Below are 25,547 nucleotides of genomic sequence, written 5' to 3' on the forward strand. Positions count from 1 at the left end.
CATCAGGGACGCGTGAGCACCGCCGACCACTGGGTTCGCGAAAGCCGAAGGCACCCGAACGTCGGAGGCGCCCCAGGCGACCCTTCCGCCCGGGGCACCTCCGGCCACGGCACCGCCTACCGGCTGACCTCGGACTTCGCGGGGTTCGCAGCGTGCTCGATGCCTCGGAACCCGCCCCCGAGGTAGCTGCCGATCACGATGACGGTCGCCGCCGCACCGAGTGCGACCGCCAGCCGCTCTCCTCTCGACTGACCGCCCTCCGGTGGCGCGGTCCGGCGGTAGACGAGCACCCCGGCCGCGAAGGCCCCGGAAACGACAAGGGCGGTGATCAGGTCAAAGGTTACGTACAAGGAGCCCCCCGTATTCGAAGCCCGCTGCCGGAACGACATGCCTCGGCGGCGGGTGCAGGTAAACGGCCTGGTTCAAGGACGGGTTCGACGCCCCCGGCCGGGGGGCGCCTGGACGGCTACTCGGCATCCAGCTTCTGCCGCAGCTGGTCCAGCGTGGAACCGTCGGGTGTCCGCCACAGGGTCCAGCCGTTGATGATGTTGCCGGTCACTGCCTCCGCTGCCTTCGACGGCGAGGGGAAGGGGGAGGGGTGTCCGTCGACGACGAGCTGCCCGTCGGCAGTGACGACGGCACGGCCCGACCTGTTGGCGCGGCGCTGACGGAACGTGAGCACCGCCCCCGATTCCAGCAGGCCGGCGCGCATCAGCCCGGCCAGAGGTCCCTGGGGGATCACCGGAGCGGCCTGCGCCGAGGCGGCCCCTTCGCCGAGGGACAGGGTGACGTGGATGGTGTCGTCACCGCTCGCGCTCACGAGTCGGGCGATGACGGCGGGGTCGAAGTGGATGCTCAGCGTGGCCATGCGCGCTCCTGACGTAGACGGCCTTCCCCGACGGTATTCCTTGACTTGTCTTCGATCTTAAGCAGCACGAGCAGCTCGGACCAACTCCTTGGTTCAGCAATTAAGGAGAACTGAAGGGGGAAGGGCGCCGGATGCCGACCGCTTCGCCTGCGGACGGGGTCCAGCCGCCTCACCTCGCCAGGAAGCTGCTCAGCGCCTTGCTGCGCATGTCCCGCATCGCCGCCAACTGGTCCAGCAATCGCCGCTCGTGGACATCGAAGCTCGCCATGGCCGCACCGATGGACCGCTGGGTGTCGAGATCGGGAAGGGCGACGGGCAGCATCCCGAGCACATCGAGTGAGATGGTCCGCAGTGCCAGGCTTCCGGTCGAGTGCGCATCGAGCCACTCCCGAGCTTCGGAGCTGCGGAGGAATGCCGCCAAGTAGTGGGAGTCGACGGTGCCGGGAGGGCTGATCACGAAACAGCCGGTGCCGCAGACCCAGCCCTGCTGCTCTTCCCCGACTACGGCACACCGCCCGAGATCACCCCGGCGGGCGATCACGACATCGCCCGGGTTCAACCGAAATCGGTCGAGCCGTTCGGCATGCTGCTCGGAAATTCGCTTGATGTCGTCCACGAGGAAGCCGATGTCCGAGATGTCCTTCGGCATCACCACAGGGACCCCAGGAGCCTCCACATAGTCCTGGGCCCGGATCAGGCTTCCCGAAGGCCCCGCGAGCAGCCGCACGGGACGGCCATCGGCCGTCTCCTCTCCGGCCACCACGTCCTTCAGTGAGAGGCTCTGGCATCGGATGCCGTTCTGCGCCAGCTGATCCTGTGCGCCGGCGATCTGCGCCAGCTCCGCCCCGAGCTCCGACGTCTCGCGATTACGCCGCTCAAAATCGGCCAGCACGGCGCTCAGGTCCGTGACCCCACCCGGCTCGCTCTCCGTCCTGAGGTAGGTCCGCGGATCAAGGTTGCCGGCGTTCTCGATGAGTTCGGCGTAGGTGACCGATCGGGAGAAACCCGGCTCGTCCACCTCCTCCGGGGTTTCGAACCAGAGTCGGAAGCGTTCGGCGATGCGGCCGACGTCCTCGCTCGCCAGCACGCGGGGCCGCTCCGACGACCGCCGTCCCGCGCCGCGCGCATCGACGAGGATGACGGAATCGCTTCGGTGCGCTGGACAGGCCCGGCGCCCTCGGCCGAGTACCCAGATGTGCACGGCGATGTTGGTTCCCGCAAAAAGGTACGCCGGCAAGGCGATCACCGCGAGAACCGCGCCCCGGGCCACCATCTCCCGGCGGATCAGCGCCTCTGCCCCTCCCGCCCAAGCCGCCCGCGCAGGCATCACGACCGCCGCGATCCCGCCTTCCTTCAGTTGGGACCAAGCGAGCTGCAACCAGGCGAAGTTGGCACTCGACTCCGGTGGCGCGACGAACTGTCGCCGTTCCCACCCGTCGATCCGCTGGTTGAACGGCGGATTGCTCAACACCCGGTCCACACGGCCCAGATTCCGGTCCCGCAACAGCATCGCCGGGTCCGCCAGCCCCACCTGTGGCGCGCTCACCCTGTGCAGGGCCAGGTTCAGCATCGCCGGGCGCACGTTGGCCCGATCCACCGCATACGCCTCGAACGAGTTGTCACCGACCGACCCCCTCTCGGCCAGGTACCGAGCGGCAGCCGCGAGCACGCTTCCGGTGCCACAGGCCGGGTCCATGATGCGGTCTCCCGCACGCGGGCCGGCCAGATACGCGAGCAGATCAGCGACCCCGCGCGGTGTATAGAACTCCCCTCCCGGCAATGCCCCTTCTTCCGCGTGCCGCTGGAGCAACAGCTCGCAGACGTCGGCCACCGCGACCTCTCCGAGGCCGGGGCTCCGATCCAGCGCCGCGACGAAAGCCGTCGTCCAGGCGGCGTCGTCCGGCCCGCTCCCAAGGTCGAGGTCAGCCGGCCATGGCAGCGGAAAATCCGGACGCCGGGCTGCCTCCTGCAGAGCCCCCCGCAGCTCGGCCACCGGAGAGAAACCGACGGCGGCCTCCGCCGAGGCACGCTTCCACCGCTTCACGAAATCGCCCTCGGCTTGGCCTTTCTCCTCCGCGAAGGCGGCGAGCATCAGGATCGCCAGCATCGCGTCGAGGTCGCCGGCCGTACCCCGGCCGCGCCGGTAGGGCGCGTACGCCCGCCACAGCCGGTCGGCGACCTCTGCTGCCGGGTCTTCCGCTTCTTCGATCATCGAGCACCCCTCCTCGAAGTCCTTCTCGTTCCACTTCGCCCGGTTGATGAAGTACGCCCCAGCGGTGGCCGCGATCAGTTGGTACAGCCGCGATGTCGTCCCGTGCTCCGCCCGGAACTTCGTGCGCAGTGCCGCTGCGCACACCCATCTTCTTCACCGTTCGTCGACCTCGACGCTCGAGGGCTCCGCGTGACACCTAGATTAGCGGCAAAGTGCCCTGATCCAGTGAAGCGGCACATCGAGTAGAGACTGAACCGCCTCGTTGCGCAGTCTTGCTGCGCAGAATCCCCTCAGGTGAGCCGCAGCTCCGGCCGCTAGCCCGCCGGACCGAACCGCAGCAGCGGGGCATGGAGAAAAGGGTGAAGTGTGATGCAGATCACTTTGAGGGGGAGGCTCTCCAGCGCACGGGCGAACCCATGGCTCCTCGGCCGGGTTCACGAGGCACCCCTGGTCGGCCATGCCGGAGCACATGCCGCCGACGGACGAGACTGCGGCTCGAGCCGAGTCGTTCGTCGCCGGCGCCCCGGAAACGAAGACGCCGAGCGGGCCCCGCGTGAAGGAGCGGCCGGCCCGCTCGCTGACGCGTGCCTCCGAGGCGCTCTCCTTGCTCCTACGCAACGACCTCGGAATGGCGGCTCGCATCGGAGGGTGCCCCGGCGATCGTCCTGACCTCCGACCGAGGCGACTGGTCGAAGCTCTGCGAGCAGTGCGTGATCATCAGGGAGACATGAGCACTGCCGACTCCTGGGTGCGCGAGTTCACTGGCACCAGTGGCACGACGAGTAACCGACAGCAGGACGGGCACGCCGCGCTCGCGGGCCTCGGCGAACGCCGCGTCCGACCAGGGCCACCAGTCGACCGGGGTGTCGGCGCGCAGCCGGCTCGCGCGGGACCCCGCTCCCGCCGCCGCTCGGAGCAGGGGCCGCTACACCCGGCCGAGGCGGCTGAACACGGCCCGGCGGGCCCACCCCGTCCGGCGCAGGCCCGCCCAGACACACCAGGCGGCGATGCCCAGCGCGACCAGGGCCGCACCGGGCGCGGACGGCATCTCCGCCATCGCGAGGACGCCGACCAGCACGACGACGAGTCCGTCGAACTGCCAGACGAAGACCCGGAGCCCGGAGAGGTCGCCCAGGGGCGTGATGAGGGGCAGCAGCAGCTCGATCGGCAGGTTCATCTTCATCTCGCGCAGGAACCTGGCACCGAGCACGAGCACCACCGTCCCCGCGGCGAAGAGCAGAGCGTCGAGCGGCCCGCCACCCGCGAACGGCCACCGGACCATGGCCACGACACCGCCGGCGAGGCCCACCGTGGCCACCACCGCGACGACCGGCCAGGCCAGGGTGCGGGCGAGCATCCCGCCCCACCACTCACCGAACAGCGGGGCCAGCGTCAGCTCGTCGCGCAGACCGCGCCAGGACTCGCCGACCCACCCGGACCCCCAGTACACGGCGACCGGGCCGGCCACCAGGGAAAACGTCGCCAGTCCGCCGTCCGGCTCCGTGACGCCGAGCGTCAGCAGGGCACCGCCGGTCAGCAGGAACGCCCCGGCCGCGATGGCGCGACCCCGGGTGCGGAGCGCGCGGACCGCCCCCTGTGCGAGGTGGCCGCGCAGGCGCCCGTCCGCACGCACCAGGACCGACGTGAGCCCGCGCGGCTGCGGGCGGTAGAGGTCGAGCGCGTGGTGGAGCGTGCCGGTCCAGGCGAAGGTCTGGGCCTCGGCGGCACGCGCCGATTCGCGTGCGAGCCGGGCGAGGTCGACCGTACGGACGGCCCGGAAGGCGGACCGCCCGAGCACCGGCGCCGAAACCGCCAGCACACCGGCGACGAGCCACAGGCCGCCCCCGCCCAGGAGGGCGGACCGGCCGAGCAGCGCGACGACGACGGCTGCGGCGGCCACGGCGGAGGCGAGCAGGAGGTTGTCGCGCACCGTACGGATCTGACCCCACAGCCAGGCCACGGCGGCGACGGCGCCGATGCCCACCGCGACGGACACGCCCTGCGGCAGGAGCGCGGTTCCCCGGTGGTCGAACAGGTCGGTCACGAGGAACGCCGCCGTGCACACCGTCAGCAGCGTGCCGAGTCCCGCGTACACCAGCCGGCGGCGGGCGATCGGGCCGAGGTAGTGCGTCGGGGACAGGTCCGTCGACATGAACACGTGCAGCAGGAACGGCTTGAGCACCAAGGGTCCCCAGAACCGGCCGGTGAGCTGGGCGCCCCAGACCGCCGCGGCCGCGACCACGCAGGCCACGGGCGTCGCCGCCTGGGAGGACCCCAGCGGAACGAGCGGCTGCGAGGTGCTCACCAGATAGACGACCGGCGCCACGTAGACGGAGGCGAGGATGACGGTGAGGTAGATGGTGTACGCCCAGTCGTGCGCCGTGGCGCGGTCACCGCGGCGGGCGTACCGGTGCCGTACGGCGTGGACGCGGGCCTTGGGGTCGGCCTCCACCGCCGTGATGCCGTCCGTCGTCATCCCAGCTCCATGACGCCGTCGCAGGCGTCCACCATGGCGGCCTCGTGGGTGGCGACCAGGAAGGACGTCCCCTGCTCCGCGCGTTCGGCGAGAAGCGTGGCGACGAGATCGACGCGGTCGGTGTCGAGGTGCCTCTCGGGCTCGTCGAGCAGGATCACGTCGGCGGGGCGGACCAGGGTCAGCGCGAGGTTGAAGAGCTGCAGCTGACCGGAGGAGAGCTGCGAGGGGAACCGCTCGCCCAGAGGGTTGAGGCCCAGTCGCCCGATGACCTCTTCGGCGCGCTCCGCGGTCGTCGTGGTGTTGCCGTGCCAGGAGGCGGCCACCAGGGTCACCTGCTCGCGCAGTGTCATGTCGCGCGCGACGGGCACCGGATCGACGAGCGAGGCGACGATCCGCCGGTGCCGGGGCCTGGCCAGGTCGACGGTCTCGCCCTGCACGCGGACGGCACCGTCCGTCAGCCGCCGGCTCCCCAGGAAGGCCCGCAGGAGCGTCGTCTTCCCGGAGCCGTTGCTGCCGGTGAGACACCAGAACTCGCCCGGCATCACCGCGAACGTCGTCGGCGCCAGCAGCGTGGTTCCGTCCAGGACGACCGTGGCGCCCTCGGCCTCGATCGCGGGCACATTGCTCACTGCGGCTCCAGAACGACCAGCATCTCCCGAGAGCGCGCCCCGTAAGGCTCGCCCGCGTACGAACCGTTGACGTCCGCGACCTGCAGACCTGCGATCCGTGCCATCAGCCGGATCTCCGCGAGCGTAGCCCAGGTGGCCTGCTCGTGGAACGCGGTCAGTGTCGACGCGCTCTGGACGATGAAGACGCTCAGGACCTGCTGGGCGGCGCGGTCCGCGGTCTGCGTCACCGTCACCATGTGCTCGCGGCCCAGCGGGTAGGTGACCGAACGCGCGTCGCCGCCCGCCTGCTGGAACTCGGCGGGGTCGGTGCAGTCGAGGAAGGCCGCGCCTCCCGGTTTCAGGTGCCGGGCGATGACGCGCAGCAGGTCGATCTTCTCCTCCTGCGTCTGGGCGAGGAAGAAGGTGTTCCGCGACAGGGTGATGACGTCGAACGCGGAGTCGAACCGGAGGTCCCGGAAGTCGCCCTGCACCGCTTCGACGTCGCGGTCCAGGCGTCGGCCCTCGAGGACGTCCAGCGACGGCCGTGAGGCGTCGACCGCCGTGACGCGCGCACCGGCCTCGGCGAGCGCGAACGAGGACACGCCCGTGCCGCACCCCAGGTCCAGGACGGTCCGGCCGGCCAGGGGCCGGTGCGACGACACCCAGGCGGCGAGCCCGGCCCCGGGGGAGAGCATCGAGGACACCAGGTCGTAGGCCTCGATCGCCGCCTCGTCGTACACGCTCGGGTCACTCACCGGGACGACCTTCCTTCAGCATTGCGTTGGCCACGGCGAGGGCACCCGGCAGGTTGAAACCCACCTCGGCCGTCGACCGGTTGCTCGCGCGTACGCCGGTCACCCGCGGGGCGAACGCGACGTTCGGGCGGAGCTTGAGGGTCCGCACATGGCTCTCGACGATCTCGTTGGAACCCGGGAACGTGTCCGCGATGACGATGGGCGCATCGGTCACCTGCAGCATCAGGAGGGCGGGTGAGTCCGCGCGCCCCTGCGCCAGGCGCATGACGGTGTCCAGGGTGGCGGGGAAGACGAGGAAGCACTCGGAGGCGCCGCTCCTCCCGGAGTTGACCTCGGGCGGCGTCTCCTCGTCGTCCCACGCGTCGATCCACACCTTGCCGTTGGCCAGGTGGCGGAGGGACCGGACCGCCAGGAACCGCGACGCGGCGCGTGTCACCGACACGTTGACGACCAGGTCCGGATGGAGCTCCCGCAGCCAGTGGATCCACCACGGCACGAGCGCCGCGCTGATGGAACCCGTGATGTGGACGTGGAGCTCCGCGCCCTCGAACCTCTCCACGTTCACCCGGCGGCTCCCGCCGTGCGGGCGGCGGTACCGAGGGGGATCCACTCGGAGGTGAGGATCGGCTTCATCCGGTGCTCCGGCGGCGCGCTGGGGAACACGTTCATCAGCAGGAACTGCAGGGCCTGCGCGTCGTCGGCCACCGCGGCCCGGCTCGCCGCGAGCACCAGGTCGTACGGCAGGCTCTGGGTGACCCAGGCGAAATCGGCCTGGTTCGCGCTCATGACGGACAGCTGCTGCATGGCGTCGAACAGCGCCTTGGGGCCGCGGCTCCGCGGGTTGTACAGCACCTGTGTCCATCCGTGCGGGACCACCGGGGTCACGTCACGCCACGGCGTCGGACCGTCGCCGGTGGTCTCACGTACCAGCAGGTGCACGTTCTGCACGCCCGGGTTCGGCGCGAAGAACCTCCATCCGGGGATGGGCCAGCCGCCCGTGAACTTGCGCAGGTCCTGGTTGTAGGAGTCGGGCGTGTTCTGCAGGACGGTGGCGACCAGGTGCACCGCGAGCGCCCCCACGGCGCAGGAGGCCGCCACGCCCTTGATCCGGTCAGCAAGCATCCATGAACCTTCTGATAGCGCCTTCGACCTTCTCGGCGTGCTTCCGGTATCCGATGATCGACCGGTGCGCGGAGCCGTGCACCACCTCGATCTTCGCTCCGAGCTTCTCGGCCAGCACCGCCTGTTGGTCGGCGTACTCGTCCGAGGCGACGACCAGGACCGATGCGACCGACCCGAGACGGGAGACGGCGTCGTCGGTCCGCATGCCCCGGTACTCGCGGACCGAGTTGACGATGTTCCTCGGTGTGAACACGAACTGCACGTGGCTGTACTGGGTGTCGGGCGTGTACCCCGCCTGCCGTTCCACCGCGTTGGGCGCCCACTCGTAGATGCCGGTCACGGCGGCGACGAGGGTGTAGAGCTGGGCCTGGAGGAACTTGCCGAGCCGCCTGCGGTCCGTACGGTCCTCCTCCAGGAGCACCGGGTCGGTGCCGTCGACGACCACCAGCTTGCCGACGCGGTCGGCGAAGCGCTCGTCGCGCACGTAGGAGGCCGCGCTCAGCGAACCGATGGAGTGGGTGACCACCACGATCTCCCCCTCGGCCCCGACCTCGTCGAGCACGGCGGCCAGGAGGTCCCCGCTCTCCGCACGCGACGTCGTGAGGCCGTATCCGGGCCGGTGGTAGCGGATGACCGTGTGCTGCTGCGCCAGGCCCTCCGCGACCCACTCCCAGGACTCGAGGGACTGCCCCAGGCCGCACTCGAGGATGATCACCGTGCCGGAGGCGGACCCGTCCGCGGGGCGGTCCACCCTGTACTCGACGACGCCGTCCGCGTGGTGGAGCCGTGCGGCGCCCTTGGGGCCGAGCCGCCGCTGCTCGGCGATCCGGCGCTTCTCGCGCGCGATCAGCGCGCTCGCGAGGGTGACGCCGCCGGCGATGCCGAGCACGGTCTTCTCGAAGGTCCGGCGCGCGCCGCGGGTGTCCAGGACGTAGCCGACCGCTCCGTGGGAGCCGAAGAAGCCCCATACGAAGCGCGGCAGCTCCATGGTCGCCGCCACGCCGACGTGGAAGGCCTTGACCGCCGAGAGGGCGTGGGAGGCCTGCTTGCGCGGCAGCAGGTAGATGAGCGGGAAGGCCGCCTCCCAGACCACCGTGCCGACGGTCAGAGCCCGGCAGAGCCGGGGGTACCTGCGCAGGAGGGCCGCGGCGGGCCCCCGGCCGTAGGCCTCCGTCTGCAGGACTTCGAGCAGGGCGTCGCCCTGTACCCAGCTGCTCCCGAAGGCCTTGGCGACGCCCGAGACCACATAGCTGAGCCCGGCCTGGAAGTTGACCGCCCGCAGGAACAGGTCGTCGGAGACCTGCCGGTCGGGGATCAGCGCCGTGAGGGCGCGGTACTGCGTGATGACGGCCGTCATCTGGTCCGCACCGTCCCGTCCGTACGGGGTGCGGATCTCGTTCAGCCGGTTGCACGTTCCGATGACCGTCGCCGCGGCGATCTGCGCCTTCCTGTTGCCCCGCGCGAGCACCAGGCCCACCGAGGCCGCAAGGGTCACTCCCGCGAGCACCCTGGGGGTACGCGGATGGTCGAGGACGCGGCCGATCCGGTGCCTCAGACTGCCTGGCGGATACTGCTGGGCCGAGGTGCCCCGGAGAAATCCGTCGTCTTCGAATTCCTCGCGGAGAGACAGCGTTTCCGCCGCCGCGAGGATTTGCCCGACCGCTATCGGCAGAAGTACGCGGTCAGCCGCTTTCTGAGCGGCATTCGCATGTGAGGCACGCTGCCTCCGCCGCTTCCATCTCACCGGATTCTTCGTCTCCCCCATCGCACATCTGGCCATCATCACGAGCACGCGGAAACCGAATGCCGGGGAAACCCGCATGACGCGGGTTTCCCCGACACCCGGATCAGTTGTCCGTCAGCAGACGAGGCAGATGGTGCTGCCCTGGATGACGAACTGAGCAGCGGTCGGCGTGGCCGGCGTGGCCATGGCGGGCGTCTCGCAGTCCGCGTGGAAACCGGGCGCCGCACCGCTGAGGACGGTGTTCGCGAAATCCTGCGCAGCCAGCGCCTCAGGGCGGATGGCAGCGGAATCCGAGCGCGTGATGGTCATTTCAGATCGCACTTCACTAACCTTTCGTCGGTGGTCATTCGAGCGAATGGTCTCGGTGTGCCGAACGTTGAACCCCCGTCGTCCACTCCGAGTGAGCGGGCTGCACAACTTCTGCAACTCGATCTTGTGGCGACTATAAACAGCCTCGTCAGAACGCGTCAAGCAGCATTGACCTCCACGCACCTTACACATCGGCGAGGTCGACGTGTCTCAAAATCAACCGTGCTTTTCGGCCACTGACAGAAAACCGCACGCTCACACGCAATGCCGGAATTAATTGTTCCGCTGCCGCGGGTGCGATTCATCGACCCACCGTCGCCGCCGCAATGCGCTCCGTACACGAAATCCGGCATCGCATGCGACGGCGTCCGCGGAGAAGCCCCCGGGCACGCCGCAGGGCCGCCCCGTCCTGCGGAGCGGCCCTGCGGCGGAGCCGGGTGGTTACTCGGCGCCCTTGGGCGCCGTCTGCGCGGTCGCCGGCTCCGGGGCCTCCTCGAAGTTCACCTTGCCCATGTGGCGGTTCATCGACTTCATCAGCATCCACACGGCCAGGGCCATGACGGCGAAGACGATGAAGCCGAGGACGCCCGGAGTGACCTTGTTCTTGTCGAACTCCTGGGCGGCGATCGGGACGAGCTGGGTCAGTGCCTGGTGTGCGCTCATGTCAGACATTGTCCCGGATGCCCGCGAAGAGGTCGTCCTCGGGGAGGGAGGTGTCGACCAGGGACTTGGCGAGCTCGTAGTCCTCGGTCGGCCAGACCTCCTTCTGGATCTCCATCGGCACGCGGAACCAGCCGCCGTCCGGGTCGATCTGGGTGGCGTGGGCGATCAGCGCCTTGTCGCGGGTCTCGAAGAAGTCGGCGCACGGCACGTGCGTGGTCAGCGTCCGCTCGGCGCGCTCGAACTCCTTCCAGCGCTCCAGCCACTCGCCGTACGGCGACTCCAGGCCGCGGGCGAGGAGCGCCTCGTGGAGCGCGACCGTGCGCGGCCGGTTGAAGCCCTGGTTGTAGTAGACCTTCAGGGGCTGCCAGACCGGGCCGAACTCCTGCTCCGGGTACTTCTCGGCGTCGGCCGCACCGTCGAAGGCCACCATCGTGATCTTGTGGGTCATGATGTGGTCGGGGTGCGGGTAGCCGCCGTTCTCGTCGTACGTCGTGATGACCTGCGGCCGGAAGGCGCGGATGGACTTCACCAGGCGGCCGGCCGCCTTGTCGACGTCCTCCAGGGCGAAGCAGCCCTGCGGCAGCGGCGGCAGCGGGTCGCCCTCGGGCAGGCCGGAATCGACGAAGCCGAGCCACTCCTGTCGGACGCCGAGGATCTCGCGGGCCTCGTCCATCTCCTTGCGGCGCACCTCGTGGATGTTCGCCTCGATGTACGCGTCGCCCTGGAGCTTCGGATTGAGGATGGAGCCGCGCTCGCCACCCGTGCACGTGACGACCAGCACGTCCACCCCCTCGGACACATACTTGGCCATCGTGGCCGCGCCCTTGCTCGACTCGTCGTCGGGGTGGGCGTGAACGGCCATCAGTCGCAGCTGCTCGGTCAAGACTCGATCCTCGATGAATAGTCGGCGTGGGGCGGCTTCTATAGTGACGGAATCGGGGCACGGAAAATTCCGTCGTCCGGCGTACGAGAGGACCGATCATGAGCGCGGTGCGCGAAGGGCTCCCCGAAGGCCGTTACGGCCGCTCGGCGGACGAGCGCGCCGACCGCCGGCTCAAGGTCCTCGGCGCGGTACTGGGCGCCGTGCTGCTCGCCGTGGTCGGCTGGTTCGGCTACGACTACGTCGCGGGCCAGAAGGTCAGCGCCGAGGTGATCAAGTTCGACCTCTCCGCGGAGGACCGGGTCGCGGTCCACCTGGAGGTCCGCAAGGAGCGGGACGCCCGGGGTTACTGCACGCTGCGGGCCCTCGCGGAGGACGGCGGCGAGGTGGGCCGCAAGGAGGTCCGCTTCGACGGGGCCGCCACGCGGATCGACGAGGTCGTCACGGTGCGTACGACGGCGAAGGCGACCAGCGCCCAGTTGCTCGGCTGTACCTCCGAGTAGGAGCGGGCGGCTCGGGGTAGGCGCCCCGGAGTAGCCTGAAGTAACCGGAACGGCCCTGTCCGATTCCGTGCTGACCTGCGACGACGCAAAATAAGTGACGTTCGTCCTCCCTCTTTCCCCGCGAAATTGTTAGGCTCGTGGTTTCGCCCATCCAGGAAGGCAGAATGCTTCTGGGTAGGGCGTTGCTTTGTATCCCAGTACCGACGAGGAGCACCTGTGACCCAGACCAGCGAGAACGTCACCTGGCTCACCCAGGAGGCGTACAACCAGCTCAAGGCCGAGCTGGAGTACCTGTCTGGTCCCGCGCGAACCGAGATCGCCGCCAAGATCGCGGCTGCTCGGGAGGAGGGCGACCTGCGCGAGAACGGCGGGTACCACGCGGCCAAGGAGGAGCAGGGCAAGCAGGAGCTGCGCGTCCGCCAGCTGACCCAGCTGCTGGAGCACGCGAAGGTCGGCGAGGCTCCCACGGAGAGCGGTGTCGTGGCGCCCGGCATGGTGGTCACCATCGCGTTCGACGGCGACGAGAGCGACACCCTGACCTTCCTCCTCGCCTCGCGCGAGTACGCGAGCTCCGACGTCGAGACGTACTCCCCGCAGTCGCCGCTCGGCACGGGCGTCAACGGCAAGAAGGTCGGCGAGGACGCCCAGTACGAGCTCCCCAACGGCAAGAAGGCGTCGGTCAAGATTCTCGACGCCAAGCCGTACCAGGGCTGAGCCCGGCAGATCCGACGAGAGGGGCCGGGCCGCGCGAGACGCGGCCCGGCCCCTTTTCCGTACGCCCGGTACGCCTGGTACACGCGGCACGTGCTCGCGGGCGCCCGCCCTCAGGCGGCCGCGGACCGGTACTTGCGCACCGCCAGGGTCCGGAAGACGACCAGGATCAGCAGCGACCACAGCACCGAGGCGAGGACCGGGTGCTGCATGGGCCAGGCGTCCGAGACCGTGAAGCCCGGGGGCAGGTTGCCGAAGAGCTCCCGGCACGCCTGCACCGTGGCGCTGAACGGGTTCCACTCGGCGATGTGGCGCAGGAAGGTCGGCAGCTTGTTGGCGTCGACGAAGGCGTTCGAGATGAACGTCAGCGGGAACAGCCAGATCAGGCCGCCGGACGTGGCCGCTTCCGGTGTGCGCACCGACAGGCCGATCAGGGCGCCGATCCAGGAGAACGCGTAGCCGAGCAGGAGCAGCAGGCCGAAGCCGAGCAGCACCTTGCCGATGTTCTCGTGGACCCGCCAGCCCACGATGAGGGCGACGACCGCGAGCACGACCAGCGTGAACGTGGTCTGGACGAGGTCGGCGAGCGTCCGGCCGGTGAGGACCGCCCCGCGGGCCATCGGCAGCGACCGGAACCGGTCGATCAGGCCCTTGTGCATATCGTCGGCGATGCCCGCGCCGGCGCCCGCGGTGGCGAAGGTGACGGTCTGGGCGAAGATGCCGGCCATCAGGAACTCGCGGTAGGCGCCCGGGGCGATGGTGCTGCCGACCTCGATGGAGCCGCCGAAGACGTACGTGAACAGCACCACGAACATGATCGGCTGGATCAGCCCGAAGATCACCATCTCCGGGATGCGGGACATCCGGATGAGGTTCCGCTTGGCGACCACCAGGGAGTCGGCGACCGACTGGGCGATGCCCCCGCGCGGCCGGGGGGCCGCGGCCATGGGGGCGTCGGAGAGGGTGCTCACTTCACGGCCTCCTTCACGGCCTCGGTGTCGTCGCCCCCGCGCTCGGCGGCGTGGCCGGTCAGCGAGATGAACACGTCGTCGAGGGTCGGGCGGCGCAGGCCGATGTCGTCGATCTCGACCCCCCGCGTGTCGAGCTCGCGGATGACCTCGGCGAGCAGCTTGGCGCCACCGGTGACCGGCACGGTGAGCTTGCGGGTGTGCTCCTCCACGGCGACCTCGCCCTTGCCGAAGCCGGCGAGGACCTCGCGGGCCGGGGCGATCTCGTCGTGCCGGTGGACGACGACCTCGACGCGCTCGCCGCCGGTGCGGGCCTTGAGCTGGTCGGAGGTGCCGCGGGCGATGACCTTGCCGTGGTCGACGACGCAGATGTCGTGGGCCAGGTGGTCGGCCTCCTCCAGGTACTGCGTGGTGAGCAGCAGCGTCGTGCCGCCGGCGACCAGCTCCTTGATGACCTCCCACAGCTGCTGGCGGTTGCGCGGGTCGAGGCCGGTCGTCGGCTCGTCCATGAACATCACGGGCGGGGAGACGACGAGGGCGGCGGCGAGGTCGAGGCGGCGGCGCATGCCGCCGGAGTACGTCTTCGCGGGGCGGTCGGCGGCGTCGGCGAGGTTGAACCGGTCCAGCAGCTCACCGGCGCGGACCTTCGCCGCCCTGGCGGACATCTGGTAGAGCTGCCCGACCATCTGGAGGTTCTCGCGGCCGGTGAGGTACTCGTCGACTGCCGCGAACTGGCCGGAGAGGCCGATGGAGCGGCGGACCTCGTTGGGGTGCTTGAGCACGTCGATGCCCGCGACGACCGCCCTGCCGCTGTCGGGCTTCAGGAGCGTGGTGAGCACGCGCACGGTGGTGGTCTTGCCGGCGCCGTTGGGGCCGAGAAGCCCCAGGACCGTCCCCTCGGGGACGTCCAGGTCCACGCCGTCCAGAGCCCTTACGTCGCCGAAGGTCTTCACGAGACCCTCGGCATGAATAGCGCCTGGCATGTGGGTTCTCCCGTTGGCAGGTGCGAGTGGTGGGTCGGGCGTATCAACACGTACCGCCCGAGCGTAGGTACGCCGAGTCGGTCGCGCCCGGCGAACATGACAACCCGCTCACCGTAACGCGATACATCGCGTTTACTCAAGCGCTTTTCCGTTGTCCGCCGCCGCTGTTCGCCGTCAACCGCCGCCACTCGTCGGCCTGTTCGACTCTCGCGATACCCATCGCGATATACGGCTCCCCCACCGCCCCACGCGGCACGGCGGGGTCTCACTCCATGACCACGTACCCCGCGTCCTGCAGCGCCGCCCGCACCTCCTGACAGTGCTCCGGCCCCTTGGTCTCCAGGTGCAGCTCCACCTCCACCTCCGTGAGCCCGAGGCGGGGATCGGTGCGTACGTGCCCGACGTCGAGGACGTTCGCGTCGGACACCGACAGCACCCCGAGCATCGTCGCGAGCGCCCCCGGCCGGTCCGTCAGCCGCAGCCGCAGGCTCAGGTAGCGCCCGGCCGCCGCCATGCCGTGCCGCAGGATCCGCTGGAGCACCAGCGGGTCGACGTTCCCGCCCGACAGCACCGCGACCACCGGGCCCTGGAACGCCTCCGGCGTGCTGAGCAGGGCCGCCACCGGGCTCGCCCCGGCCGGCTCCACGACCTGCTTCGCCCGCTCCAGGCACAGCAGCAGCGCCGACGACAGGGCGTCCTCCGAGACCGTGCGGACGTCGTCGACGAGCTCGTCGACGATGGCGAACGGTACGTCGCCGGGGCGGCCCACCTTGATGCCGTCGGCCATCGTGGGCGCGGTGTCCACGACGACCGGCCGGCCCGCCCGCAGGGAGGGCGGGTAGGCGGCCGCCGCCTGCGCCTGCACCCCGATCACCTTCACGTCCGGGCGCAGCGCCTTGACCGCCGTCGCGACGCCCGCCACCAGGCCGCCGCCGCCGACGCCCACGAGGATCGTCCGCACCTCCGGGCACTGCTCCAGGATCTCCAGCCCGACCGTTCCCTGCCCGGCGATGATGTCGTGGTGGTCGAAGGGGTGGATGAACACCGCGCCCGTCGCCCGCGCGTACTCCTGCGCGGCGGCCAGCGTCTCGTCCACCACGTGGCCGTGCAGCCGGACGTCGGCGCCGTACTCCCGGGTCGCCGCCACCTTCGGCAGCGGGGCGCCGACCGGCATGAAGACGGTGGAGCGCACACCCAGCAGCGAGGAGGCGAGGGCGACGCCCTGCGCGTGGTTCCCGGCCGACGCGGCGACCACCCCGGCCGCCCGCTCCTCGGGGCGGAGCCCGGCGATCCGCACGTACGCGCCACGCAGCTTGAACGAGCCCGTCCGCTGGAGGTTCTCGCACTTCAGGTGGACCGGGGCCCCCACCAGCCGCGACAGGTGCCGGCTGCCCTCCATCGGGGTCATCCGGGCCACGCCCGACAGCATCTTCTGCGCCCCGCGGATGTCGTCGAGGATCAGCGAGTGTGAGGGGTGTGGCGTACGGAAGCTCATGACCGCCAGTCTCGCAGCTCGCCCCACGCCCCACATCACCGCTCGCCGCGGCTCCGGGCCGGTGCCGGGCCGGTGCCGGACCAGCACCGGCCGGCGCCCGGAGGGCCGCTCGCACCGCCGGTCACACCGCCGCTCATCACGTTTGTGCAGCGCTGGTACGGACTCGCGCGGGTCCGCGTACTCTGTCCCCCACCAACCACCACCACCGCACGAGAGAGCCGCAGCCATGCCCACGTCCCAGGACATGACGACTGATCTTCACCAAGGCCTCCTCGATGCCCTCCAGCACGAGGTGGCCGTCTTCGCCCGGCGGGCGGAGCAGACCCGCCTCGGCGGCACCGGCCAGCTCCGCAACTCGATGGACCGGGCCGCGTACCTGCTCCTGAACCGGCTCGACCGGGAGGGCCCGATGGGCGTGAAGGCGCTGGCGGCCGGGATGGGCATCGACTCGTCCACCGTCACCCGCCAGGTGGCGCCGCTGGTGGACACCGGCCTGGTCAAGCGCACCTCGCACCCGGAGGACGGCCGGGCCGTCGTGCTCCAGCTGTCGCCGCGCGGGCAGGCCCGGCTGGAGGAGGTCCGCTCCTCGCGGCGCGAGCTGATGGCCCAGGTGACGGAGGGCTGGACGGAGGAGGAGCGCGAGTCGTTCTGCACGCTGCTCACCCGGTTCAACTCGGCGCTCTCGGCCCGCCAGGCCGGACTGCCGCCCGTGGAGGCGCCCGCTGCCGCGGCCTCCCCGGAAGGCGACGGCACGACGGAAGCCGCCCCGGCCTCTTGACCCGGCCGCGCGCACGCCCTCATATGAGGACGTGCGACAGCGGCGGCGGGCGACGGCACGGCGATCACGGGCCCACCGCGCCCGCGAGTTCGAGGCGTTCGTCGCGGGCGCGGCCGGCCGGCTGCTGCACGCCGCCACGCTGCTGACGGCCGAGACGCCGGCCCGGAACCCGTACGCGCGGGAACTGCTGACCGCCGCGCTGGCCGCCACGTACGCCCGCTGGGACCGGCTGCGCGGCGAGGACCCGTACGACATCGCCCGCCACGAGCTGACGGAGCGGTTCGCCCGCGCCGCCTGGCGCTTCCGGCGGGGGCGGGGCGGCCTGCTGTCCCCGCTCACCCCCCGCGAGCGGCTCGTCCTCGTGCTGTGCCTGTACGAGGGGATCGGCGAGGAGCGGGCGGCCGCGCTGCTGGACCTGCCGGTGGAGCGGGTGCGGGCCCTCTGTACGCGCGCGGTCCGGGCCATGCGGGTACGGGCCCGCCACCGCGACGGGCGGGCGGCCGGACCCGGGACCGGCCGGGGGTCCGCGCCGTGAACGACCCCGCGAAGGAGGCCGAGGTCCGGCGGATGCTCCAGGCCCCGCCGCGCCCGCGGGTCCCCGCCGACCTGGCCGCCCGCGCGATCGAGCGCGGCGCCCGCAGCCTGCGCCGCGCACGCCTGCTGCGGCGCACGGCCTGGCTGCTGCTGTGCGCCGCGCTGACCGCGCTCACGGTGTGGGCGTCGACCCTGGAGCCCTGATCCTGCCCGGGGGCCCGGAACTAGCCGAGCGCCCGGCGCAGGTCCGCCAGCAGGTCGTCGACGTTCTCGATGCCGACCGACAGCCGCACCAGGTCCGCCGGGACCTCCAGCAGGGAGCCGGCCACGCTCGCGTGGGTCATGCGGCCCGGGTGCTCGATGAGCGACTCGACGCCGCCCAGGGACTCGCCCAGCGTGAACAGCTCGGCGCGGTTGCAGACCTCGACCGCCGCGGCCTCACCGCCCCGGACGCGGAAGGAGATCATGCCGCCGAAGTCGCGCATCTGCTTGGCGGCGACCTCGTGGCCGGGGTGGTCGGGCAGCCCCGGGTAGAGCACCTGCGTCACCTTCGGGTGCTGGGTCAGCATCTCGGCGACGCGGGCGGCGTTGGCGCTGTGCCGGTCCATCCGGACGGCGAGGGTCTTGATGCCGCGCAGCACGATCCACGAGTCGAAGGGGCCGGCCACCGCGCCCATGGCGTTCTGGTGGTACGCCAGCTCCTCGCCGAGCGCCTCGTCGGCGGTCACCAGGGCGCCGCCGACGACGTCGGAGTGGCCGCCCATGTACTTGGTCAGCGAGTGGACGACGACGTCGGCGCCGAGCGCGAGCGGCTGCTGGAGGTAGGGGCTGGCGAAGGTGTTGTCGACGACGAGCCTGACCCCGGCGGTGCGGGCCACGTCCGCGAGGGCCGCGATGTCCGTGATGCCGAGCAGCGGGTTGGACGGCGTCTCGACCCAGATGGCCTTCGTGCGGTCGGTGAGCGCGTCCCGTACCGCCGCCGGGTCGGAGGTGTCGGCGACGGACCACTCCACGCCCCACCGGGCCACGACCTTGGCGAACAACCGGAAGGTGCCGCCGTACGCGTCGTTGGGGATGACCACGTGGTCGCCCGGGGCGAGGAGCGCGCGCAGCAGGCAGTCCTCGGCCGCGAGACCGGAGGCGAAGGCCAGGCCGCGCCGGCCGCCCTCCAGGGCCGCGAGGTTCTCCTCCAGGGCGGTACGGGTGGGGTTGGCGCTGCGGCTGTACTCGTAGCCGCCGCGCAGGCCGCCCACACCGTCCTGCTTGTAGGTGGAGACCTGGTAGATGGGCGGGACGACCGCGCCGGTCAGCGGGTCCGCGGTGTTGCCCGCGTGGATGGCGCGGGTCTCGAAGCTCTGGTGCGTGTGCTCGTCGCTCATGCAGCCCGAGCGTAGTCGGGCCGGCGGCGCGGCGGACGCGACGCCGCTGTGGGGTGGACCGCCGCTGCGGTCCGGACCCGCCGGCGGGTCCGGAGTGCCGGTGGGTCCGGAGTGCCGGTGGGTCCGGAGTGCCGGTGGGGTCCGGGACAATGGGCGCATGGAGATTCTCTGGTTCCTGTTGGCCGTCGGTCTGATCGGCGTGGTCGTCGCGTCGTTCCTGTCGCGCCGCCGCGGCGGCATCCGGCTGGTCGACCCCGGCGCTCCGGACGCGGCCGACCCGAGCGCGTACGGCTTCGTGCGCCAGGAGGAGCTGGACGTCCGCATGCCGGGACCCGACCAGGACCTGGTCGACGTGCTGGACGTGGTGCAGCGGACGCAGGACTGGCGGGCCGCCTCGCAGCTGCTGGCCGGCACCGACAAGGACGGCGAGGTGCGCTGGCAGCGCGTGCAGGCGTTCGCGGGGGCGGCGGCGCTGGAGCTCCAGCAGCAGCCGGGCACCGGCGGCGCGTGGCTGCGGGCGTGGCGGGCCGAGAAGCCGAAGGACCCGGGCGGCGCGGCGGTGCACGCGGAGTTCCTGGTGCAGCAGGCGTGGCGTTCCTCGTCGGCCGGCACGGACGACTTCCGGATCATCCTCGAAGAGGCGCGCACGGTGAGCGGCGAGGCGGCGCTGCTGGCGCCCGGCGACCCCGTGCCGTACATCATCGAGCTGGCCGTCGCGCGCGGCCTCGGGTACGGCCACGAGCAGTTCGACCAGGTGTGGGCCAAGATCATCGACCGGGCGCCGCACCACATGGGGGCGCACCTGGCGGCGCTGCACTACTGGTGCGAGAAGTGGCACGGTTCGCGCCGGGACGCGGACCAGTTCGCCACCGCCGCGGCGGCCCGCGCCCCGCGCGGCTCGCTGCTGGCCGCGCTGCCGCTGTTCGCGGTCTTCGAGCACCTGCCCGAGGTGGCGCTGGTGCGGGACTTCTACGGCACCGAGGTGGTCTCCAAGGCCATGGAGGGCGCGCTGTACGCCGTGCACTCGGCCCGCCCGGACGACCCGATGCTGGCACACGTGCGCCATCTGCTGATCCACTTCCTGGTGAGCGCCGAGCGCTGGTCGGAGGCGATGAACCAGCTGGTGCACGTGGACGGCCACGTCGGTGCGCTGCCGTGGACGCTGAGCGAGGACCCGGCGGCGCAGTACGCGATCTTCCGGGCGCTGGCGGTGGCGGGGTACGAGGCGAACGGGGGCAGCCCGGCGACGCTGCCGCACTGACGCGGACGGGGGCGGCCGGGCCCGGCCGCCCCCGCTTCCACGGCAGGCGTCAGAACGCCGTCTCGCGGCGGTCCCAGTCCCAGTCGACGCCGCTCTCGCGCAGTCGGGCCGTGCCGTTGTTGGCGTACAGGTACAGGAGCGGGTCCTCCAGGGCGTACAGGTCGTTGGAGCCGTCTGCGTTGGCGTCCCCGACGGCGAAGACGCGGCTGAACTTCTTCCAGCTCGCACCGATCAGCTTGCGGGGGGCCAGGGTGCCGGTGCCGCGGCCCGGGTAGAGCCAGAGGTTTCCGGACGCGTCGCGGGCGACGAGGTCGCTCTTGCGGTCGCCGTTCATGTCACCGGCTCCGACGAGCGCGGTCATGGACTGCCAGCCGCTGGAGCCGATCTTCTGGCGCGCGGCCACGGTGCCGGCCGCCTTGCCCGGGTGGAGCCAGAGCGCGCCGGTGGAGTCCGTGGAGATCAGGTCGCCCTTGCTGCCGTCACCGTTGAAGTCGCCTACGGCGGTGAGGTGCTTGAGCGACTGCCAGCCGGTGCCGATCTGGACGCGCCGCTTGAGCCCGCCCGTGCCGTTGCCCGGATACATCCACAGCGCGCCGGCGGTGTCGCGGGCGACGATGTCCTCCGTGCCGTCGCCGTTGCGGTCACCGTGGCGCAGGAGCGCGGTCATGGACTGCCAGCCGGTGCCGATGCGGGTGGCGGTGGAGTCGCCGCGCTGCAACCAGAGGTTGCCGTGGACCGAGCGGAAGAGGAGGTCGGTGGTGCCGTCCGCGTTGAAGTCGCCGAACTCCTGCGGTCCGCGCTCGCTGGATTCGGACGGCGAATACCACGGCATGTACTCCAGGCCGGTGCCGCACTCGTGCTGGGTACGGGCGAGGCGGAAGGAGCTGACGTTGTTGGAGAGGTAGCTGTTCTCGTCCTTGATGTGCTCGAACCCGTACGCATAGTCCTCATTGCCCGCCTGGAGCGCCACGTGGCGGACGGAGTCGGAGTACTCGTACCGCGGCTGGCTGTAGACACAGGCGTACAGCCCGGTGCGGTTGCGCATGCCGGACGCCTTGTTGTCGAAGGTGCCGAGCGTGGGCGTGCTGCCGGTGTACGTGGTCATCGTGCCCGTGCCGTCGGCGTTGTCGAACAGGCAGAACTTCCCCTGCGGGCAGCGGTCGTACCCGGACGCGGCGTGCGCGCCCGGAACGGCCGTCGCCAGCAGGCCGAGCGCGGTGAACGCGGTGAACGCGGCGGTGGCCGCCGCGCGCAGGGAAAGTCCGCGCAGGGATGGACGCAGAGTGCGCATGTGGTGTGCCCCCCAGTGACGATGAATGCGCGTCACAGTAGCCCCACGGATCTCGCTTGCCCGCACCGGCCCGGCTGGGTGATACTCCGCTTCCCCCCACGCCTCTTCGTCATGTCCATTTTCAGTGGGGGAGCTCTGCCCGATGGGCGCATCCCTGCGCGCGCTGCGCGCACTCGTTCTGCTCGCCGGCTTCTTTCTGCTCGGCGTCCTGCTGCTGGCCGTCCTCGCCGGCATCGACTACCTGCTGTACCTGCACGCGCCCTCCGCGCTCGCCACCAAGCTGTACGTGGTGTCCGTGCTGCTGGCCATCCCGGTCGTACGCGGCATGTTCATGCTGCGCACGCCGAAGGACGACGGCCAGGGCGGCCTGGCCGTCACCGAGGCCGACGAACCGGAGCTGTGGCGCACCGTCCGCGAGCTCGCCGACCAGGTCGGCACGCGGCCGCCCACCCGCATCCTGCTCACCGGCGACGTCAACGCCGCCGTCACCGAGAACGCCCGGCTCCTCGGCCTGCTCCCCGGGCCGCGCCACCTCTACCTCGGCGTCCCGCTGATGCAGGGCCTCAGCGAAGCCCAGCTGCGCGCCGTCCTCGCCCATGAGCTGGGTCACTACGTCAACCACGACACCCGGCTGGGCGCCATCACCGCGCGCGGACGCACCCAGCTCTTCCGCACCATCGCCCACTTCGAGGAACGCGCCGCGAAGACGGCCGGCCGCGAGCGGGCCCGCCAGGAGAAGCGCAACGCCAAGGCCGAGGCCAAGGGCCGCAAGACGCGCGAGGTCGACACGGGCGGCGCCGGCATCACGTACCGCACGATGGCCCGGATCTACACCGCCTACGCGCACCTGTACTTCCGCGCCACCATGAACGACTCGCGCCGGCAGGAGTACGCCGCCGACGCCGCGGCCGCCCGGATCGCCGGCCGCGACGCGACCGCCTCCGCGCTGCGCGAGCTGCCGTCGCTGGACGCCGCGTTCAGCTTCTACAAGGATTGCTACGCGACGCTGGGCACCTCGGCGCGGCTGCTGCCGCCGCGCGGCGAGATCTTCGGCGGCTTCGACCGCCTGCTGACCGCCCGCGAGCTGGAGCTGGCCGGGCTGCGCGCCGAACTGCCCACCGAGCCGGTCTCCCCGTACGACTCCCACCCGGCCATCGCCGACCGGGTCCGCGCCATCGAGGCGCTCCCGGAGGACGGCCGCGTCGACGAGGGCAAGGGCGCCGCGACGGGTCTGCTCGCCGACCCGGCCCGCACGCTGGCCGTGCTGGAGGACGTGGTCCTGTCGGAGCAGGCGCGCGCGTTCCGCCGCACCGGCAGCTGGGAGGAGCTGCTCGACGCGGCCATGAGCGCACGTCTCGCCTCGGTCGAGTCGCCGCTGCACCGGGCGCTGGGCGCGTACACCGGCGAACCGCCGACGCTGCCCGCGCTGCTGAAGGTGATCGACGACGGTCAGCTGTGGCAACTGGCGCAGCGGCTGCCGCTGTCGGAGGAGGCGGCCTCGGCGACCGGACGCGTCTTCCGGGAGTTCGTCCGGCCCGTGCTGTGCAAGGCGATCAACGGCATGGTGATGGCGGAGCTGAGCGCCCGCGCCCAGCTGCGCTGGGAGTTTTCGTGGTCCCGGTCCGCGATCGTCCACCTGCCGCTGGGCCCGGACGGGACCGAGCTCGACCTGGAGGCGGCCGTCGACGCGGCGACCGCGGACGTCCCCGACACCGCGCCGCTGCGCGCGCTGCTCTCGTACGGCCACACGGGCGGCCACCCGGGCGGCTTCACGGACGGCCTCACGGACGGGGCCGCGCGGTGACCGTCATCTGGATCGTCCTGAGCGTGATCGCACTCGCCGTGCTGGCGGTCGGCGGGTACTTCCTCAAGGCCATCGTGCAGGGCGCCCGCGAGGGCTGGCGCTACGTCGGTTCCGAGGAGCAGCGGGCGGACGAGGCCGCCGCGCTGGGCTTCCTGCCGCCCGAGCGGCAGAACACCGAGCTGTCCGCCCCGCGCCCCGCCCCGCTGGAGGCGGCCCTCGCCGCCGCGAAGGGCGGCGACTTCAAGCCGGCCGCCGCCCTCTTCGACGCGACGGCGGCCGCGCGGGACTGGGAGTGGCGCACCCGGTACTGCGAGGAGTTCGCCGATGTGGCGGCCGAGGACGACGCCTGGCTGCTGGCGTGGGAGGCCGCGCACCCGGACGACCCGGGCGCGGCGCTGGTACGGGCCCGCTCCACGGTGTTCCTGGCCTGGCGCATCCGCGGCGCCCAGCGGGCGCGGAACACCACGCACGAGCAGTTCGAGGGCTTCCACCGGATCCTCGCCCGGTCCCGCGAGGAGCACGCCCGCGCGGCGGCCCTCGCACCCGAGGGCGACCCGGCGCCGTACGTCGGGGAGATCTGGACCGCGCTCGGGCTGGGCTATCCGCACGCCGAGATGGACCGGCTGTGGCGGGAGATCACCGAGCGGGCCCCGCACCACTACGAGGCCCACTTCTCGGCGCTCCAGTACTGGTGCGGCAAGTGGCGGGGCTCGGAGGAGCTGGCGCGGGACTTCGCGGCCCGCGCGGCCGCGGGGGCGCCGCTGGGCAGCCTGATGACGGCGTTCCCGCTCATCGCGCACTTCGAGCACGACGAGTCGGACACGACCGAGGGCGACCGCACGCCCGAGATGCACGCCCTGGTCGACGCCGCCCTCGCCGACGCGGCCGCCGCCGACCCCGGCCACCCGCGTCTGGCGGAGGTCCGCCACCTGCTGGCGTACTACCTCTCGCTCCAGGACCGGGACGAGGCCGCCGTGGAGCAGTTCCGGCTGGTCGACGGCTACGTCGACGCCCTGCCGTGGCGCTACCGGAACGACCCGGCGGCGGCGTACTGCCGCCTGCGCGACGAGAGCGTGGCCGCCGCGGCGGCCACCGCCTGACGCGGGCGGAGCGAGGAATTCCAGACGGCACCGGAACGTTGTTCCGGTGCCGTCACCGCGTCCGCCCCGCAAGGAGACCGAACCATGTTCTTCGGCCGCACGCCCGTCCTGCCGACCCCGGACCAGGCCCTGCCGGGCCGCCCGGAGCAGGAGTTCACCGTCCCCGACCGCCACACGGTCCTCGGCACCCCCCTCCTCGGCCCCTACCCGGCCGGTCTGGAGGTCGCGGACTTCGGGCTGGGCTGCTTCTGGGGCGCCGAGCGGAAGTTCTGGCAGACGGAGGGCGTGTGGACCACCCTCGTCGGCTACCAGGGCGGTTACACGCCTAACCCGTCGTACGAAGAGGTCTGCTCGGGCCTGACGGGCCACACGGAGGTGGTCCGTGTCGTCTTCGACCCGTCCGTCGTCCCGTACAGCGCGCTGCTGAAGCTCTTCTGGGAGTCCCACGACCCCACCCAGGGCTTCCGCCAGGGCAACGACGTGGGCACGCAGTACCGCTCGGCGCTCTACACCCACTCCCCGGACCAGGCGGCGGCCGCCGACGCGTCCCGGGACGCCTACCAGCGCGTGCTGAAGGACTCCGGCTACGGCGCTGTCACCACGGAGATCCTGCCGGCGGACGGCCGCCCCTTCTACCCGGCGGAGCCGTACCACCAGCAGTACCTCGACAAGAACCCGAACGGCTACTGCGGCATCGGCGGCACGGGCGTCTCCTGCCCGGTGGGCGTGGCCGGGGCCGGGGCCGGCGCGGACGACTGAGCCTCGCGGATCGCCGCCGCCGTCGCGGCCGGGTCGTACCCGGGGGCGACACCGTCGATCAGGATGGCGTCGCCCTCCATGTGGCGGGTGCGCAGCGGCAGCAGGGCCTGGTACGCGTCCGAGTCGTACCAGCGGCGGGCGTGGTCCAGCGACGGGAAGCCGATGATCACCAGCGCGGTGTCCCAGCTGCCCTCGCGCACCTCCATGGTGGGCGCCCCGTGCACCAGGAACCGGCCCTCGAAGGGGTCGAGGGTGGACTGTATGCGCTCCATGTAGTCCAGCACCTCGTCGTGGAGCACGGCCGGCGGCTTCAGGGTGGCGATGGCGTACGCGGTCATGGGGTC

Annotated in this window: 28 protein-coding genes and 1 pseudogene; 10 read left to right on the forward strand and 19 right to left on the reverse strand. The window is 71.5% G+C overall.

All coding sequences use genetic code 11. The features are described from left to right. Positions 1-116: 116 nt before the first annotated feature. From AB0A69_RS28160 to AB0A69_RS28205, 10 genes and pseudogenes are all read right to left on the reverse strand, one after another. Entirely contained in the window at positions 117-350 is a 234-nt protein-coding gene (locus AB0A69_RS28160) for a hypothetical protein (RefSeq protein WP_361427878.1), read from the reverse strand. Between the two features lie 116 nt (positions 351-466). Then, positions 467-868, reverse strand: coding sequence for a DUF4357 domain-containing protein (locus tag AB0A69_RS28165; protein ID WP_361427880.1), 402 nt, complete (start codon positions 866-868; stop codon positions 467-469). Between the two features lie 169 nt (positions 869-1,037). Next, positions 1,038-3,224 carry an N-6 DNA methylase gene (locus AB0A69_RS28170; protein WP_361427882.1) on the reverse strand — a complete coding sequence of 729 codons (2,187 nt, stop codon included), beginning with the start codon at positions 3,222-3,224 and terminating at the stop codon, positions 1,038-1,040. Positions 3,225-3,844: 620 nt separating this feature from the next. Then, a pseudogene (locus AB0A69_RS28175) lies at positions 3,845-3,999 on the reverse strand (DUF255 domain-containing protein); the annotation flags it as partial. A gap of 6 nt (positions 4,000-4,005) precedes the next feature. After that, positions 4,006-5,556: a hypothetical protein gene (locus AB0A69_RS28180; RefSeq protein WP_361427884.1), complete on the reverse strand. Its 1,551-nt coding sequence runs from the start codon at positions 5,554-5,556 to the stop codon at positions 4,006-4,008. After that, positions 5,553-6,185 carry an ATP-binding cassette domain-containing protein gene (locus AB0A69_RS28185; protein ID WP_361427886.1) on the reverse strand — a complete coding sequence of 211 codons (633 nt, stop codon included), beginning with the start codon at positions 6,183-6,185 and terminating at the stop codon, positions 5,553-5,555. Before AB0A69_RS28185 ends, AB0A69_RS28180 begins: the two co-directional genes overlap by 4 nt. Next, entirely contained in the window at positions 6,182-6,919 is a 738-nt protein-coding gene (locus AB0A69_RS28190) for a class I SAM-dependent methyltransferase (protein ID WP_361427888.1), read from the reverse strand. Before AB0A69_RS28190 ends, AB0A69_RS28185 begins: the two co-directional genes overlap by 4 nt. Further along, positions 6,912-7,484, reverse strand: a complete 573-nt coding sequence (locus tag AB0A69_RS28195) for a CypD family RiPP peptide-cysteine decarboxylase (RefSeq protein ID WP_361427890.1) — start codon at positions 7,482-7,484, stop codon at positions 6,912-6,914. The genes AB0A69_RS28190 and AB0A69_RS28195 overlap by 8 nt, the downstream gene beginning before the upstream one ends. Beyond that, a complete protein-coding gene (locus tag AB0A69_RS28200) occupies positions 7,481-8,041 on the reverse strand; it encodes a hypothetical protein (protein ID WP_361427892.1) in 561 nt (186 codons plus the stop codon). Before AB0A69_RS28200 ends, AB0A69_RS28195 begins: the two co-directional genes overlap by 4 nt. Next, on the reverse strand, positions 8,031-9,536 hold the full coding sequence (locus AB0A69_RS28205) for an alpha/beta fold hydrolase (protein WP_361427894.1): 1,506 nt from the start codon (positions 9,534-9,536) through the stop codon (positions 8,031-8,033). Before AB0A69_RS28205 ends, AB0A69_RS28200 begins: the two co-directional genes overlap by 11 nt. 27 nt (positions 9,537-9,563) lie before the next feature. Here AB0A69_RS28205 and AB0A69_RS28210 point away from each other — a divergent pair, with 27 nt between their 5' ends. Continuing rightward, on the forward strand, positions 9,564-9,755 hold the full coding sequence (locus AB0A69_RS28210) for a hypothetical protein (RefSeq protein ID WP_361427896.1): 192 nt from the start codon (positions 9,564-9,566) through the stop codon (positions 9,753-9,755). A gap of 144 nt (positions 9,756-9,899) precedes the next feature. On the opposite strand, the gene AB0A69_RS28215 is transcribed toward AB0A69_RS28210, so the two are convergent. The 3 genes from AB0A69_RS28215 to mca all read right to left on the reverse strand — a co-directional run bounded on the left by AB0A69_RS28215 (position 9,900) and on the right by mca (position 11,640). Beyond that, complete coding sequence (locus AB0A69_RS28215; RefSeq protein ID WP_361427898.1) at positions 9,900-10,094, reverse strand: cypemycin family RiPP; 195 nt, start codon at positions 10,092-10,094, stop codon at positions 9,900-9,902. Between the two features lie 441 nt (positions 10,095-10,535). Beyond that, positions 10,536-10,757 carry a hypothetical protein gene (locus tag AB0A69_RS28220; RefSeq protein ID WP_361427900.1) on the reverse strand — a complete coding sequence of 74 codons (222 nt, stop codon included), beginning with the start codon at positions 10,755-10,757 and terminating at the stop codon, positions 10,536-10,538. 1 nt (position 10,758) lies between these two features. Beyond that, a complete protein-coding gene (mca, locus tag AB0A69_RS28225) occupies positions 10,759-11,640 on the reverse strand; it encodes a mycothiol conjugate amidase Mca (RefSeq protein WP_361427902.1) in 882 nt (293 codons plus the stop codon). Positions 11,641-11,738: 98 nt separating this feature from the next. On the opposite strand from mca, the gene AB0A69_RS28230 reads away from it, so the two are divergent. Together AB0A69_RS28230 and greA are read left to right on the forward strand one after the other, a co-directional pair. After that, positions 11,739-12,140 carry a DUF4307 domain-containing protein gene (locus AB0A69_RS28230; protein WP_361427904.1) on the forward strand — a complete coding sequence of 134 codons (402 nt, stop codon included), beginning with the start codon at positions 11,739-11,741 and terminating at the stop codon, positions 12,138-12,140. Between the two features lie 216 nt (positions 12,141-12,356). Beyond that, positions 12,357-12,854: a transcription elongation factor GreA gene (greA, locus tag AB0A69_RS28235; protein WP_361427906.1), complete on the forward strand. Its 498-nt coding sequence runs from the start codon at positions 12,357-12,359 to the stop codon at positions 12,852-12,854. A 110-nt stretch (positions 12,855-12,964) separates the two neighbouring features. Here greA and AB0A69_RS28240 read toward each other — a convergent pair whose 3' ends face one another. The 3 genes from AB0A69_RS28240 to ilvA all read right to left on the reverse strand — a co-directional run bounded on the left by AB0A69_RS28240 (position 12,965) and on the right by ilvA (position 16,297). Then, positions 12,965-13,822: an ABC transporter permease gene (locus tag AB0A69_RS28240; RefSeq protein ID WP_361427908.1), complete on the reverse strand. Its 858-nt coding sequence runs from the start codon at positions 13,820-13,822 to the stop codon at positions 12,965-12,967. Then, positions 13,819-14,802: an ATP-binding cassette domain-containing protein gene (locus AB0A69_RS28245; protein WP_361427910.1), complete on the reverse strand. Its 984-nt coding sequence runs from the start codon at positions 14,800-14,802 to the stop codon at positions 13,819-13,821. The genes AB0A69_RS28240 and AB0A69_RS28245 overlap by 4 nt, the downstream gene beginning before the upstream one ends. Positions 14,803-15,067: 265 nt before the next feature. Then, entirely contained in the window at positions 15,068-16,297 is a 1,230-nt protein-coding gene (gene ilvA / locus AB0A69_RS28250) for a threonine ammonia-lyase (RefSeq protein WP_361427912.1), read from the reverse strand. A gap of 226 nt (positions 16,298-16,523) precedes the next feature. On the opposite strand from ilvA, the gene AB0A69_RS28255 reads away from it, so the two are divergent. From AB0A69_RS28255 to AB0A69_RS28265, 3 genes are read left to right on the forward strand one after another with little or no spacing between them, the layout of a single operon-like run. Continuing rightward, positions 16,524-17,075, forward strand: a complete 552-nt coding sequence (locus tag AB0A69_RS28255; RefSeq protein WP_361427914.1) for a MarR family transcriptional regulator — start codon at positions 16,524-16,526, stop codon at positions 17,073-17,075. A gap of 31 nt (positions 17,076-17,106) precedes the next feature. Beyond that, positions 17,107-17,610 carry a sigma factor-like helix-turn-helix DNA-binding protein gene (locus AB0A69_RS28260; RefSeq protein ID WP_361427916.1) on the forward strand — a complete coding sequence of 168 codons (504 nt, stop codon included), beginning with the start codon at positions 17,107-17,109 and terminating at the stop codon, positions 17,608-17,610. Next, a complete protein-coding gene (locus tag AB0A69_RS28265; protein WP_361427918.1) occupies positions 17,607-17,813 on the forward strand; it encodes a hypothetical protein in 207 nt (68 codons plus the stop codon). The genes AB0A69_RS28260 and AB0A69_RS28265 overlap by 4 nt, the downstream gene beginning before the upstream one ends. A 20-nt stretch (positions 17,814-17,833) precedes the next feature. On the opposite strand, the gene AB0A69_RS28270 is transcribed toward AB0A69_RS28265, so the two are convergent. Next, complete coding sequence (locus AB0A69_RS28270; RefSeq protein ID WP_361427920.1) at positions 17,834-18,988, reverse strand: cystathionine gamma-synthase; 1,155 nt, start codon at positions 18,986-18,988, stop codon at positions 17,834-17,836. Positions 18,989-19,145: 157 nt separating this feature from the next. Between AB0A69_RS28270 and AB0A69_RS28275 the strand changes: the two genes are divergently transcribed. After that, positions 19,146-20,249: a hypothetical protein gene (locus AB0A69_RS28275; RefSeq protein WP_361427922.1), complete on the forward strand. Its 1,104-nt coding sequence runs from the start codon at positions 19,146-19,148 to the stop codon at positions 20,247-20,249. Positions 20,250-20,298: 49 nt separating this feature from the next. Here AB0A69_RS28275 and AB0A69_RS28280 read toward each other — a convergent pair whose 3' ends face one another. Continuing rightward, on the reverse strand, positions 20,299-21,540 hold the full coding sequence (locus tag AB0A69_RS28280; RefSeq protein WP_361427924.1) for an FG-GAP-like repeat-containing protein: 1,242 nt from the start codon (positions 21,538-21,540) through the stop codon (positions 20,299-20,301). A 142-nt stretch (positions 21,541-21,682) separates the two neighbouring features. On the opposite strand from AB0A69_RS28280, the gene AB0A69_RS28285 reads away from it, so the two are divergent. From AB0A69_RS28285 to msrA, 3 genes are all read left to right on the forward strand, one after another. Further along, positions 21,683-23,344 carry a M48 family metallopeptidase gene (locus AB0A69_RS28285; RefSeq protein ID WP_361427926.1) on the forward strand — a complete coding sequence of 554 codons (1,662 nt, stop codon included), beginning with the start codon at positions 21,683-21,685 and terminating at the stop codon, positions 23,342-23,344. Next, positions 23,341-24,444, forward strand: a complete 1,104-nt coding sequence (locus AB0A69_RS28290; RefSeq protein WP_361427928.1) for a hypothetical protein — start codon at positions 23,341-23,343, stop codon at positions 24,442-24,444. The genes AB0A69_RS28285 and AB0A69_RS28290 overlap by 4 nt, the downstream gene beginning before the upstream one ends. A gap of 84 nt (positions 24,445-24,528) precedes the next feature. After that, on the forward strand, positions 24,529-25,203 hold the full coding sequence (gene msrA / locus AB0A69_RS28295) for a peptide-methionine (S)-S-oxide reductase MsrA (RefSeq protein WP_361427930.1): 675 nt from the start codon (positions 24,529-24,531) through the stop codon (positions 25,201-25,203). Here the strand turns inward: msrA and AB0A69_RS28300 are convergent. Continuing rightward, positions 25,128-25,541, reverse strand: coding sequence for a DUF1330 domain-containing protein (locus tag AB0A69_RS28300; protein WP_361427932.1), 414 nt, complete (start codon positions 25,539-25,541; stop codon positions 25,128-25,130). The two genes, msrA and AB0A69_RS28300, sit on opposite strands and share 76 nt — an antisense overlap. Positions 25,542-25,547: the final 6 nt, after the last annotated feature.

It is taken from the genome of Streptomyces sp. NPDC045431, from assembly GCF_040646655.1.
GTDB lineage: Bacteria > Actinomycetota > Actinomycetes > Streptomycetales > Streptomycetaceae > Streptomyces.